A 13,519-nucleotide genomic window follows, 5' to 3' on the forward strand; every position below is an offset into this window, starting at 1 on the left:
CCGCGCTCGCCGCGCCGCCATCTCTGAATTATCGAGCACAGACGCGACAATCAGCCCTGCTTATGCTTAAGCGCCGCGTTCACAAAACCGGTGAACAAGGGGTGACCATCGCGTGGTGTAGAGGTAAATTCCGGGTGGAATTGGCAAGCGACAAACCAGGGGTGATCGACAACTTCGACAACTTCTACCAGGCTTTTGTCAGCTGACCAGCCGCCAATACGCAGGCCCTTATCCTGTAGGTCCTTCACGTAATTATTGTTCACTTCATAGCGATGGCGGTGGCGTTCGGTAATCTGCTCAGCACCGTAAATATCGCGGGCTAGCGATCCTTCACTGAGATGACACAATTGGGCGCCCAGACGCATGGTGCCCCCCAAATCCGACTCGGCGTCGCGCTGTTCGGTCTCGCCCTCTGCCGTGACCCATTCGGTAATCAGGCCGACAACCGGGTTGGCACCATCGTCAATAAACTCGCTGCTATTGGCATCGCTCAAACCCAGCACATTGCGCGCAAATTCAATCACCGCGACCTGCATGCCAAGGCATATGCCTAAATAGGGAATCTTGTTCTCGCGGGCATATTGCACGGTGCGAATTTTGCCTTCAACACCGCGGTTACCAAAACCACCCGGCACCAAAATACCGTCTACGCCCTTGAGAACATCAACCCCTTCAGTCTCTATGGTCTCCGAGTCGATATAGCGCACGGAAACCTTGGTGCGGGTGTGTATACCGGCGTGCTTCAGGGCTTCATTCAGCGACTTATAGGCGTCGAGCAGCTCCATATATTTGCCAACCATGGCAATAGTCAGCTGCTTATCCTGATGCAAGTCGCCGTCGATCACCGTATCCCACTCAGAGAGATCCGCCGCCGGACACTCCAGACCAAAGCGCTCAACCACCAGATCATCTAAGCCCTCTGCAGACAGCAGTGAGGGGATGCGATAGATAGAATCGACATCGCGCAGCGGAATCACCGCCCGCGACTCAACATTGGTAAACAGCGCAATCTTGTGGCGGCTGCTCAAATCAATTTCGTGATCCGAACGGCACAGCAGCACGTCGGGTTGCAGACCGATGGAGCGCAACTCCTTCACCGAATGCTGGGTGGGCTTGGTTTTGGTCTCGCCAGCAGTGGCAATATAGGGCACCAGAGTAAGGTGCATCAGCATCGCCCGCTTGGCGCCCAGCTCAATTTTCAATTGCCGGGCCGCCTCGAAGAACGGCAAGCCCTCGATATCACCGACCGTGCCGCCAATCTCAACAATGGCCACATCGGCATCACCGGCGCCGGCAATCACCCGGCGCTTGATCTCGTCGGTCACATGGGGAATAACCTGCACCGTGCCGCCCAGGTAATCGCCACGCCGCTCTTTACGCAATACCGTTTCATACACACGGCCAGAGGTAAAATTGTTGCGCTTATTCATTTTTGCGCGCACAAAACGCTCATAGTGCCCCAGATCAAGGTCAGTCTCGGCACCGTCCTCGGTAACGAACACCTCACCGTGCTGGAAAGGGCTCATGGTCCCCGGGTCTACATTAATGTAGGGGTCCAATTTTAATAGAGTGACTTTCAGACCACGCGCTTCGAGAATCGCCCCGAGCGAAGCAGAGGCAATGCCTTTGCCAAGTGAAGAAACAACGCCGCCAGTGACGAATATGAAACGCGCCATGTAATGCCTATATTGAGCTGATAAAGGTGCAGAGCCAAGAAAAGCCGTGCTTTCAAGACCCCTGTAAGATGGGGGCTCAGTTTAGCAGCAAGGATCAGGCGAGACAATGAAATTAGCCCTCTGAGCCAGGCCAGAGCTCTGTTATACTGCGCGGCTAATTGCTTGCACATTCAAGGTCTTAGTTCTATGCAACCCATGCTGAATATCGCCCTGCGCGCCGCGCGCAAGGCCGGTGATCTAGTCGCCCGCGCCGCCGAGCAGATCGACCGCTTAAAAATCGAATCCAAGGGCGAAAACGATTTTGTCACCGAAATTGACCGAAAGGCCGAACAGGAGATCATCTTTCACCTGCAAAAAGCCTACCCCGACCACCGTTTCGTCGGCGAGGAAAGCGGCGAGTCGGGCAACCCTGACAGCGACTACCAGTGGGTTATCGACCCCATTGACGGCACCACCAACTTTGTTCGCGGTATTCCTCACTACTGCATATCCATCGCCTGCATTTATCAGGGGCAAATCGAGCACGCGGTAATCCTGGACCCCATCCGCCGTGAAGAATTCACCGCCAGCCGCGGTCGCGGTGCGCAAGTCAACGGCCGCCGCGTGCGGGTCACCAGCGCCTCCAGCCTGGAAGGTACCTTAATTGGTACCGGCATCCCCTTTAAATCACGCAGCGAACAGCATATCCCGGCCTATATGCGCAGCCTTGAGTCGGTCGCGCGGGAAACCGCCGGCATTCGGCGCGCCGGGTCGGCAGCACTGGACCTCGCTTATGTCGCCGCCGGGCGCCTGGACGGCTTCTGGGAAATCGGCCTGAGCAAATGGGATATCGCCGCCGGTGTCCTGCTCGTACGCGAGGCCGGAGGCCTGATCAGCGATTTTCAAGGCGGCGGCAATTACCTGGAGAGCGGCAATATTGTGGCCGCCAACCCGAAGTGTCTGAAAGGTTTGTTGCAAGCCGTTAAACCCCACCTGGAACACATTCGCTAGCGCAATTAGCGGCATAAAAAAACGGCGCGCAGCTTCCACTGCGCGCCGTTTTTTTTGGCCTGGCATTTACGCCAGCCATTCACTCAGGGCAAGTCATCAAGCTCGGCACCCTCTTTTTCAGGCACCATCAGATCTTCCGGACTGATATTCATTGCCACCAACAAGCTGGCAACAATAAACACCGACGAATAGGTACCAACACCCACACCGACCAAGAGCGCCAGGGCAAAACTGTGGATCATTTCACCGCCGACGGTGGCCAGGGCAATCAATACCAGCAAGGTCGTTCCAGAAGTCACCAAGGTACGCCCCAGGGTATCTGTCAGCGAGATATTGATGATATCTATCGGCGTATAGCCGCGCATCCCGCGCAAGTTCTCACGAATACGGTCAGCGACGACTATCGAGTCATTCAGGGAATAACCAATCACCGCCAGCACCGCGGCCAACACGGTTAAATCAAAATCCCAGCCCACCAGCGCAAACACCCCCAAGGTGATAATCACATCGTGAGCCAAGGCCAACACCGCACCGTAGGCAAACTTCATCTGGAAGCGCATCGCGACATAAACCAACACCACGGCCAGCGCCAGCAATACCGCCAAACCGCCCTGTTCGCGCAGCTCCTCGCCCACCTGCGGGCCGACAAACTCAATGCGCTGCAACTCTACTCCCGAGGGGCTGTCATTGCGCAACACTGCCAGCACTTGCTCGCCCAACTCCGGACTCAAACCGACAGGCAAACGCACCAACACATCGGTATCCGAGCCAAAATTGACGACCACGGCATTGTCATAGCCCTCTCTCGCCAAGCTGTCCCGCACTTCTTCTAGAGGGATTGCCTCTTCATAGGCAACCTCGATCAACGTGCCGCCAGTGAAATCCAGGCCAAAATTCAGGCCCTTGAAAGCGATCAATAACAGCGATGCCGTCACCGCCAGCAGCGACAGCACCGCCGCCAGCTTGCGGGCACTCATAAAACGGATAAATTTCTTGTCCTCTGACATTGGCCCTTCCTTATATTGCCAGTTTACTGACACGGCGACGGCCGTAGATCAGATTCACGATCGCGCGAGTGCCCATAATGGCGGTAAACATCGAGGTCACAATCCCCAGTGACAGGGTGACCGCAAAGCCGCGCACCGGCCCCGTGCCCACCGCGTACAAGATCACCGCCACCAGCAAGGTGGTAATATTGGCGTCCATAATGGTGACAAAGGCGCGACCGTAGCCGGCATTAATGGCCTGCTGCGGCGATTGACCGTCCCTCAACTCCTCGCGAATACGAGAGAAAATCAGCACATTGGCGTCCACTGCCATACCGACGGTCAGCACGATACCGGCAATACCCGGCAGGGTCAGCGTGGCGCCCAGCAGAGACATGGCGCCGACCAGCACAACAATATTAAAGGCCAGCGCAGCAACCGCGATCACACCGAACACCCGGTAGTACACCACCATAAACAGCGCGACGGCGACTAGGCCAATCTGCACTGACAGCAGGCCTTTGGAAATATTCTCCGCGCCCAGCGACGGCCCCACCGTGCGCTCTTCGACAAAGTCGATAGGCGCGGCCAGGGCCCCGGCACGCAGCAGCAACGACAGTTCCGCCGCCTCCCCCGACGCATCCAGGCCGGTAATGCGAAACTGCACACCCAGCGCATCGCGAATGGTTGCCAGGCTGATGATTTTTTTCTCGTCGTAGGGAACGCGTACCACCTGTTCCTGACCCGCGCTGTCGACCTCGTAGCGGGTGCGACTCTTGCGCTCGATAAACAGCACGCCCAAGCGGCGGTTAATATTATGGCGGGTCACCCGGTGCATCAACGCACCGCCTTCGCTGTCCAGGGTGATATTCACCTGCGGCATGCCATTTTCGTCAAAACTCGCCTGGGCGTTTGCCACCCGCTCGCCAGTAATCACCACCTCGCGCTCCAGCCAGGCACTGGGTTCACCGCGACCGGGGTTGCGAAATGCAAACTGCTCGCGATCCGCGGGCTCAGCGTCGTAGCGCGCCTCCAGACGAAATTCCAGGTTAGCCGTTTTACCGAGAATACGCTTGGCTTCGGCCGTGTCCTGAATGCCAGGCAGCTCAACCACGATGCGATTGCGCCCCTGGCGCTGCACCAGCGGCTCAGAAACGCCCAACTCATTGACACGGTTACGCAGCGTAGTGAGGTTCTGCCCCACCGCGTAATCTTCAATTTCCTTGCGCTTCACATCAGACAGCAGCGCCTGCAAATAAAACGCCTGATCACCCGCCTCGGCGTTAACACGCTGAGCGGTAAGCTCAGAGAACTCATCGCGAATCACACTCAGTGCCTTGTCGCGATTCTCCTCGCTGCTGAATTTCCCGCGAATCACCCCGGCATCGTCAAGGCTGATAAACCCCCGCACCCGCTGCTCACGCAATTTTTTCTTAATACCTGTGCTGTAATGTTCCAGGCGGGTGGCGATGGCCGCCTCGGTATCCACTTCCAGCAAAAAATGCACACCGCCGCTGAGATCCAGGCCCAGCTTCATCGCCTCAGCACCCAGCGCGCTCAACCAGTCCGGGGTATTAGAGGCCATATTCAGCGCCACTATATAGCCGTCGCCCAGGGCGCGCTGAATGGCTTTCTGGGCGCGCAACTGATCGTCGCCGTGCCGCAGTCGCACCAGGCCATTTTTACCACTGAGGTCAGCCTCTGTAGCGATATATTCAATACCACGGGCGTCCAGCGCCCGAGCGATTTGATCCATCTCCCGCGCGCCAATCTGCGTACCACTGCTCTCCCCCGACACCTGTACAGCCGGGTCAGGGCGATAGAGATTGGGCGAGGCATAGAGCAAGCCGATCCCCAGCACTGCCATAATCAGCAGGTTTTTCCACAGGGGGTATTTATTGAGCATTGTTATCCACCAAAACCGCCGCGCAGGGCGGTGTCCATTTTTTGTAAAGTGAGTGTCCGGCCGATTTAGCCGAGCCAAACTCGCGCGTTGCGGAACATACGCATCCAGCCACTATCCACGCCCTGCTCCGCCGGCGCCCAGCTATTGCTCACCGTGCGAAACACGCGCTCGGGGTGCGGCATCATAATCGTCACCCGACCATCGGCTGAACTGACACCGGTAATGCCCTGCGGCGAACCATTGGGGTTGGCCGGATAGCACTCGGTCGCCAGCGCCTGATTATCGACATAACGCAGCGCAACATTGCCCGAGCCCGCCAGCGCTTGCAGCTGCGCCGCATCGCCAAACTCCGCGCGACCTTCACCGTGCGCCACCGCAACCGGCAGCCGCGAACCGGCCATACCCGCTAACAAGATGGAGGGTGATTGCGGAATTTCAACCATGGAAAAACGCGCTTCGAACTGTTCTGAGCGATTGCGCACAAAACGCGGCCAGTGCTCAGCACCGGGAATGAGCGAGTGCAAGTTCGACATCATCTGGCAGCCGTTACACACCCCCAGCGCAAAACTGTCGTCGCGGTGGAAGAAGCGCTGAAACACTTCTCGGGCACGGGCGTTAAACAAAATACTTTTCGCCCAGCCCTCGCCGGCCCCCAGCACGTCGCCGTAGGAGAAACCGCCGCAAGCCGCCAGCCCCTTAAAATCAGCCAGATCAACGCGGCCGCTGAGAATATCACTCATATGCACATCGATAGCGCTGAAACCGGCGCGATCAAAGGCCGCCGCCATCTCCATCTGCCCGTTGACGCCCTGCTCACGCAATACCGCCAATTTGGGTCGCACCCCGGTATTAATAAAGGGCGCCGCGACATCCTGTTGCGCATCAAAACTCAGCGCCACACTCAAGCCTGGATCCTCTTCACGCAGCGACTGGAACTCCTGCTCGGCGCAAACGGGGTTATCGCGCAGCGACTGCATCCGGTAACTCAGTTCAGCCCAGCGGCGATGTAAGGCCAGGCGATCGGCGCTGAGTACGGTTGTGCCATTGTGCTGCACACAAATTGCCGCGCCTTCACAGGGGCGACCAATCGCTGCGACAAGATCACTCAAACCGTGCTCGGCAAACACCGCCTGCACCGCCGCCAGATCGCGACTGCGCACCTGAATCACCGCGCCAGCCTCTTCGGCAAAGAGCTCGGCCTGGCTGGAAGCCTGGCTGTGCAGCTGCACATCCAAACCGCAGTGGCCGGCAAAAGCCATTTCCAACAAGCTAATCAACAGGCCGCCGTCCGAGCGGTCGTGGTAGGCCAAAATGCGGTTTTCTTCGAGCAGCGCCTGAATTGCATTAAAGAACGCCTTCAGCTGTGCCGGATCGTCGATATCCGGCGCCTCGCTACCCAGCTGACCACAAACCTGAGCCAAGCAAGAGCCGCCCAAACGGCGCTTGCCGGCACCGAGATCAATGGCCAACAGCACACTGTCTTCGCCCAACTGCAACTGGGGCGTCACCGTTTTCCGAACATCCACCACCGGCGCAAAAGCAGAGATAACCAGCGACATCGGCGCGGTAACCGCTTTGTCTTCGCCATTCTCCTGCCAAGCGGTACGCATCGACATACTGTCCTTGCCTACCGGAATGGTGATACCCAACGCCGGGCAAAACTCCATTCCCACCGCCTTGACCGTGTCGTACAGGCGCGCATCCTCATCACCGTGGCCGGCCGCGCACATCCAGTTCGCCGACAGTTTGATGTCCGCCAGTGTGGCGATACGCGTCGACGCAATATTGGTAATCGCCTCTGCCACCGCCATACGGCCAGACGCCGGCGCGTCCAACAGCGCCAACGGCGTGCGCTCACCCATCGACATGGCCTCACCGGCATTGCTGTCATAGCTCACCGTCGTCACCGCACAGTCAGCCACCGGCACCTGCCAGGGCCCGACCATCTGGTCGCGGTGCACCATACCGGTCACCGAACGGTCACCAATGGTAATCAAAAAACTTTTGCCGGCGACCGCAGGCAAACACAGCAGTCGATCCAGAGCTTGCTCAACCGTCAGCTCTTCGCCAGCAAAATCGGCCTGGCGAACATCGCTGCGCTGCGCCTCGCGATGCATCTTCGGCGGCTTGCCGAACAGTACCGACATCGGCAGATCTACGGGGTTATTGGCAAAATGGCGATCGCCGACACGCAGGGTCTTGTCCTCGGTAGACTCGCCCACCACCGCATACGGCGCGCGCTCGCGCTGGCAAATATCGGCAAAACTCTGCAGATCCTCAGGCGCAATCGCAATCACATAACGCTCCTGCGACTCATTACACCAGATTTCCAGCGGCGACATACCCGGCTCGTCATTGGGCACCTCGCGCAACTCAAAGTCGCCGCCACAGCCGCCGTCTTTAACCAGCTCGGGGAAGGCGTTAGACAAACCGCCCGCGCCAACATCGTGAATAAAGGCGATGGGGTTGCGTTCACCCAGGGCCCAGCAGCGGTCGATAACTTCTTGGCAACGGCGCTCAATTTCCGGGTTCTGGCGCTGCACAGAAGCAAAGTCCAGATCAGCACTGGAGGAACCGGAACTCATCGATGACGCCGCACCGCCACCCAAGCCGATCAGCATCGCCGGTCCACCCAGCGCGATCAGCTTATAGCCCGCGGGAAATTCGTCTTTGTCGACATGCTCAGCTTTGATATTGCCATAGCCACCGGCCAGCATAATCGGCTTGTGGTAACCGCGCCGCTCTTCGCCATCGGCAGTAACAATATTTTGCTCGTAGCTGCGAAAATAACCGCAAAGGTTCGGGCGACCGAACTCGTTGTTAAAGGCCGCCCCGCCAATGGGCCCTTCCAGCATAATATCCAAAGCGGTAACAATGCGCTCCGGCTTGCCGTAATCCTGCTCCCAGGCCTGCTCAAATCCGGGCAACTGCAGGTTGGACACAGTAAAGCCAGTAAGCCCCACCTTGGGCTTGGAGCCGCGCCCCACCGCACCCTCGTCGCGAATTTCACCCCCGGCACCGGTGCCTGCCCCCGAAAACGGCGCAATCGCCGTCGGGTGGTTGTGGGTTTCCACCTTCATTAGCAGGTGGATGTCCTCGTGGTGGAATTGGTACTCGGCGGTCTCTGGGTCGGGGTAGAAGCGCCCCGCGGTGTGCCCCGCGACAACCGCGGCGTTGTCCGAGTAGGCACTGAGCACGTTTTCGCCGCCCAGCTCATTGGTGTTCTTGATCATCGCAAACAGCGACTTGGGCTGGTCTTCACCGTCGATGGTCCAGCTGGCGTTGAAGATCTTGTGGCGGCAGTGCTCTGAGTTCGCCTGGGCAAACATCATCAGCTCAACATCGCTGGGGTTGCGCTTCAGTTCGGTAAAACTGTCCACCAGGTAGTCGATCTCATCGTCGGCCAAGGCCAGCCCCAGATCGCTATTGGCTGCCGCCAGCGCCTGGCGCCCGCCCGCCAGCACATCGACCCGCTGCATCTCGCGCGGCGAATGCTGACTGAATAGCAGCGTGGCTGCCGATACCGAGTCGAGCACGCTTTCTACCATGCGGTCGTGAATGGCCGCCGCCACCTGCTCGCGCTGCTCAGCGCTCAGCGGTTCCGCCGCGAGCACGCGGTAGAGCACGCCGCGCTCCAGGCGACGCAGCGCCTGCAAACCACTGATATGTGCAATATCGCTGGCCTTGCTGGACCACGGAGAAATCGTACCGGGGCGCGGCACCACAAAAAACTCACTGCCACCGATCTCAAGCTGCGCGGTGTCAGTACTGGGGCCGTAGTCCAGCAGCTGCTTCAGCACATCCTGCTGTGCCTCACTCAGCTCCCCCTCCACATCGGCAAGGTGCACGAACTGAGCACTGACCGCCTGCAAGCCGGGAATAACGGCGCGCAGAGTGTTCAGCAATTTTTCAATACGGAATTCGGAAAGCGCCGCGGCGCCGGGAACGATCAGCATGCAGGTGTAGAACCTCAGTCGACGGGAACAAAGGCCGACATTGTACAGCAATCGCCAGCGAAAATTCAGGCTTATGGTGTGAACTCTGCAAGCCCGATACAATGCGCCAGAGAATCTACGGAGCAAAGCGATTGGCAGAGCGAATAATCAGCACTAAATGGCACCCACTGCGCCTCGTCGTGTTGCTATTGCTATTGTTCACCACCGCCTGCTCACCCTCCCAGGACGCACTTGAAAGTATCCGCAATGAAGGCGTGCTGCGGGTGCTCACCCGCAACGGCCCCACCACCTACTACGAAAGCCAGGGCAACCCAACGGGTTTTGAGTATCACTTGGCCAAGGCCTTTGCCGACCACCTAGGCGTCGAGCTGGCGATGATTCCCGTCGTCGGCCTTGAAGAACTCTTTGCCGGCCTGCAGGAAGGCCGCGCCGACCTCGCCGCGGCCGGCCTGAGCATCACCCCCGAGCGCAGTGCCCAGCTGCAGTTCGGCCCCAGTTACACCACCGTCAAACAGCTGTTTATCTACAACCGCTCACTAATAGAAAAGCCATTAGAATACAAAGACTTGCAGGGCCTTCGCATACGCGTCCTGGGCAACAGTTCCCACGCCGAGATCCTTCGCAAACTGAAGACGAGCTACCCCGCCCTGGAATGGAGTGAAAGTCGGGATCAGGAAACCATCGACCTACTGGAGCTTCTTCAAGAAGGCGACATCGATATCACCATGGTCGACGCCAACGAATTTCACGCCAACCGCGCGTTTTATCCCGATTTCCGCATCGCCATGAGCGCCGGACAGCCCGGCAAACTGGCCTGGGCAGTAAACAACGACCCGCGCTATGCCGCGCTAATGAAAGAACTAGAAGACTTCTTTGCAAAGATCCGCAGCCAGGGCGAACTGGCGCGGCTAATCGACCGGTTTTTCACCTTTAATGAGCGCCAGCCCTTTATCCGCACGCAAACCTTCCTGCAAATGAAAGAGGAACGCCTGCCCCACTACAAGGGGCTGATCGAGCAGGTCGCCATCGAGTACGATATGGACTGGCGTTTTCTCGCTGCTATCAGCTACCAGGAATCCTTCTGGAACCCCAGCGCGAAATCCCCCACCGGGGTGCGCGGCATGATGATGCTAACCCGCCCCACAGCCAAAGAGCTGGGTGTCGAAGACCGGCTCGACCCCCTGCAGAGTTTGCGCGGCGGCGCTCGCTATTACAAAAAACTCTACGCCCGCCTACCCAATAATATCGAACCGCCAGATCGCGGCTGGTTTGCCCTCGCGGCCTACAATATCGGCCTTGGCCACCTGGAAGATGCGCGCGTCCTCACTGAGAAAAGTGGCGGCAACCCCAACCTGTGGAAAGATGTCAAAGAGCGCTTACCACTGCTGCGCCAACGCAAGTGGTACAAGCAAACCCGCTACGGCTACGCCCGCGGCGACGAGCCGGTGCGCTATGTGGAAAATATCCGCAGTTACTACTCGCTGCTAACCTGGGACGAACTCAACCGCTATCGTGTACCGCCGCCGCGCATCGTCTCCGACTACCTGCCGGCGGCACTCAATCACGGCCTCGGGGCGCTGTAAATCGGCGCCAGCCTCACTCGCGCCCGATGCGGCGCTGGCGGTCATAGCGAAAAAAACCACCCCGCTCTTCGCGCGCAATGGCGTCGGCAGTTTCGCCAAACACCTGCTCGCGCAGGGCCGCCAGCTCCGCTTCCCGCACCTCGCCATCATAGCTGGCGACAATCGCCTGGCGCTGCTGCATATACTGCTCGCCCTGCTGCCAACGCTCGTCGCGGCGCGTGTCCAAGTCCTGCCAGCGATCCAGCGCCGCCTCATCCATGCCCATCAGTTGCCGCAACTCGCGCAGCGTCTCGCGACGCTGCTCCGCGGGCAGCTGACGCAGGTCGCTCTGCACCGCCTCCAGCTCGACAACCCGATTGAGCAGCTCGGTGCGCCGCTCTGCCAACAAGGTATCGGCCTGGTCGCCAAACTGCTCGCGCAGGCTGCCGACAAACTGCTCTACCGAGGCCTGAGCGCCCAATTCTGGCTGACTGCCCAACTCCGCCAGGGTGTCAGAAATTTTCTGATTGCGCAGCTCTGCCGCCCAGATCTGCTCGGCATCGGCACCAAAGGCGGCATAGCGCTGCTCCCACAGCGCGCTGCGACGCTCCTTCGCCGTCATCGCTTGCAGGGCTTGGCGCTCCATCGCCAGCCAATCGTTATAACTGGCCAAGCTGAAATATTTAGCCAGCAAGGCTTCGGCATGTTCAGGAAATAGGCGGCGCAAAAACCCGGCGATGCGCTGCTGCCAATCCTCTGGGTAACGCTGCTGCAAATAGGCAATCAACTGTTCAATCACCCGCAGCTGCGCGTGCTTGACCTCAATCACTGGGGCAAAACGCCGCTGAAGGTCTTCAATAAAAGCCGCTTCCTGCGCGGCGGCGGTCAAGGCTTCCTGCGGCGACACGGCCACAGGCGGCTCGATAGCATCGCCGACCCAGTCGGCGGCATTGCCCGGCTGACCGCGGTCTGGCAACAGCGACAGGCCGGTGGCAAACACCAATAACACCGCGCTAATAACAACGGCGAAGCCACGAGGGCTTCGCCAAAAGGACATCGAATCCGACATGATCACGCTCCGAATTAATAGCCGTTATCGGCAATAAAATCGGTAATGGCCGCGTAAAACTCCATCTCGTCGAAGGTATCGGGCGGCACGCCAATCACATCCACGTGATCCTGATTAATCTTCCAGGCGTGGGAGGTCATCTGCGCACTGTCGGGCGCATTGAGATCGGCAACATAGCCGGTGTTGCTCTGGGTCCAAACGTAATCAAGGCAGCCATAGCACTCCCAGTATTCCAGGCGATAGCCCATTTGCTGAGAATTGATGCCCACCAGGCCGTCGTCGTCATTATCACTGGCATTGCCATCCCCGGTGCCCAATGCGCCGTCGCCATTGGCGTCATAGCTGGCGTAGCCATCGCCGTCGATTTCGGTCCACAGCTCTTTAAGCAGGTAGAGCGCCGGATTCATATTGCCATTGTCCTGCCCGGTCAAAAAACTGCGCGACCGCTCGATATTCTGGCTGCCCGCCGGGTAGTTTTGGTTAAAGGCATAGGTGCCGGTCACCACGCCGTCGTTGGGGTCAAAATCGTGGTTAACCAATTGCTTGAGCGCGGCAATCGCATCGTTGCCACCCTGATAGATGGTGTTACCAAAATATTCCGCCAGCGTTTCCAGCACCGACTGAACACCGGGCTGCAGATTCAGCACGTATTGCGCTATCGGCGAGCCGCGGTGGGGAGAGGAAATACTGATCCCGTACTTGACCACTTTGTAGCCGCGATTTTCGCGCAGCAAACGGGCCGCCTTGCGCAGGTCCAGGCCGCCCTGGGAGTGGCCAATAATATTCACATAACTGTGACCGGAGCTGGCCAGATAGCCTTCGATGTCCTGATACAACTCGTAACCGCGCTGCTCAGAGCTGGCAAAGGGGGTGACCGATGCGACGAAAGACTCCTGCCCCGAATTGATGTCGTGGTTGCAGTAGTATTCGCCCCACTGGCAGGTATCGAGCACGTAAACGCCGTAGTCGTCCCCCCAATAGTCGTAACCCAGAATGTCATCAAAACCCGCCATGCCGTGGGCAAACACGATCGGGTAGGCGGTTTTATTGGCGTCCCGGGCGTGAACCGGCAGGGCCGTCAAGGCCAGTAGTAATGCCGCACACCAAGTACGACGGCTGAAACTCATCATGCTGTTCTCTCCATTTATTATTATGTTCACTCACCTCGCCGGGTGAGCGCCCAATGCGGCGCCGCAACGGGCCTGAACGGCCGGCGCCAATTGGCATGAGTAAGACACGACGAAAGTACACGCCGAAAACATTACCGAAACGTAACATAGCAGCAAACGGCGACTCGGCAAGCGACGCTTTACAAACTGTGCGCTGTGACACTGTTTGCGCCGGCCTCCTTCACGTCTGCAGGCGGCACAAAAA

General features: G+C 58.5%; 8 protein-coding genes. 2 read left to right on the forward strand and 6 right to left on the reverse strand.

What is annotated here, in order from left to right:
• Positions 1-50: 50 nt before the first annotated feature.
• Positions 51-1,676 carry a CTP synthase gene (locus tag ABYM29_RS07305; RefSeq protein ID WP_372864009.1) on the reverse strand — a complete coding sequence of 542 codons (1,626 nt, stop codon included), beginning with the start codon at positions 1,674-1,676 and terminating at the stop codon, positions 51-53.
• A 186-nt stretch (positions 1,677-1,862) separates the two neighbouring features.
• On the opposite strand from ABYM29_RS07305, the gene suhB reads away from it, so the two are divergent.
• On the forward strand, positions 1,863-2,666 hold the full coding sequence (suhB, locus tag ABYM29_RS07310; protein WP_372864011.1) for an inositol-1-monophosphatase: 804 nt from the start codon (positions 1,863-1,865) through the stop codon (positions 2,664-2,666).
• A gap of 83 nt (positions 2,667-2,749) precedes the next feature.
• On the opposite strand, the gene secF is transcribed toward suhB, so the two are convergent.
• The 3 genes from secF to purL all read right to left on the reverse strand — a co-directional run bounded on the left by secF (position 2,750) and on the right by purL (position 9,514).
• Positions 2,750-3,673, reverse strand: coding sequence for a protein translocase subunit SecF (secF, locus tag ABYM29_RS07315; RefSeq protein ID WP_372864013.1), 924 nt, complete (start codon positions 3,671-3,673; stop codon positions 2,750-2,752).
• Between the two features lie 10 nt (positions 3,674-3,683).
• Positions 3,684-5,558, reverse strand: a complete 1,875-nt coding sequence (gene secD / locus ABYM29_RS07320; RefSeq protein ID WP_372864015.1) for a protein translocase subunit SecD — start codon at positions 5,556-5,558, stop codon at positions 3,684-3,686.
• 65 nt (positions 5,559-5,623) lie between these two features.
• Complete coding sequence (purL, locus tag ABYM29_RS07325) at positions 5,624-9,514, reverse strand: phosphoribosylformylglycinamidine synthase (protein ID WP_372864017.1); 3,891 nt, start codon at positions 9,512-9,514, stop codon at positions 5,624-5,626.
• A gap of 131 nt (positions 9,515-9,645) precedes the next feature.
• On the opposite strand from purL, the gene mltF reads away from it, so the two are divergent.
• Positions 9,646-11,097 (forward strand): membrane-bound lytic murein transglycosylase MltF, encoded by a 1,452-nt coding sequence (gene mltF, locus ABYM29_RS07330; RefSeq protein WP_372864019.1) that lies wholly within the window; start codon positions 9,646-9,648, stop codon positions 11,095-11,097.
• A 13-nt stretch (positions 11,098-11,110) separates the two neighbouring features.
• Here mltF and ABYM29_RS07335 read toward each other — a convergent pair whose 3' ends face one another.
• Complete coding sequence (locus tag ABYM29_RS07335; RefSeq protein WP_372864021.1) at positions 11,111-12,145, reverse strand: hypothetical protein; 1,035 nt, start codon at positions 12,143-12,145, stop codon at positions 11,111-11,113.
• A gap of 14 nt (positions 12,146-12,159) precedes the next feature.
• Entirely contained in the window at positions 12,160-13,275 is a 1,116-nt protein-coding gene (locus tag ABYM29_RS07340; RefSeq protein WP_372864023.1) for an esterase/lipase family protein, read from the reverse strand.
• Positions 13,276-13,519: the final 244 nt, after the last annotated feature.

The sequence above is a fragment of the Spongiibacter sp. genome (assembly GCF_041602295.1).
In the GTDB taxonomy this organism is placed as follows: Bacteria; Pseudomonadota; Gammaproteobacteria; order Pseudomonadales; family Spongiibacteraceae; genus Spongiibacter.

Excerpts from the sequence above, each read along its gene's own strand:
- purL (WP_372864017.1), bottom strand. The coding sequence starts at position 9,514 with ATGCTGATCGTTCCCGGCGCCGCGGCGCTTTCCGAATTCCGTATTGAA.
- suhB (WP_372864011.1), top strand. The coding sequence starts at position 1,863 with ATGCAACCCATGCTGAATATCGCCCTGCGCGCCGCGCGCAAGGCCGGT.
- secD (WP_372864015.1), bottom strand. The coding sequence starts at position 5,558 with ATGCTCAATAAATACCCCCTGTGGAAAAACCTGCTGATTATGGCAGTG.
- secF (WP_372864013.1), bottom strand. The coding sequence starts at position 3,673 with ATGTCAGAGGACAAGAAATTTATCCGTTTTATGAGTGCCCGCAAGCTG.
- ABYM29_RS07340 (WP_372864023.1), bottom strand. The coding sequence starts at position 13,275 with ATGATGAGTTTCAGCCGTCGTACTTGGTGTGCGGCATTACTACTGGCC.
- ABYM29_RS07305 (WP_372864009.1), bottom strand. The coding sequence starts at position 1,676 with ATGGCGCGTTTCATATTCGTCACTGGCGGCGTTGTTTCTTCACTTGGC.
- ABYM29_RS07335 (WP_372864021.1), bottom strand. The coding sequence starts at position 12,145 with ATGTCGGATTCGATGTCCTTTTGGCGAAGCCCTCGTGGCTTCGCCGTT.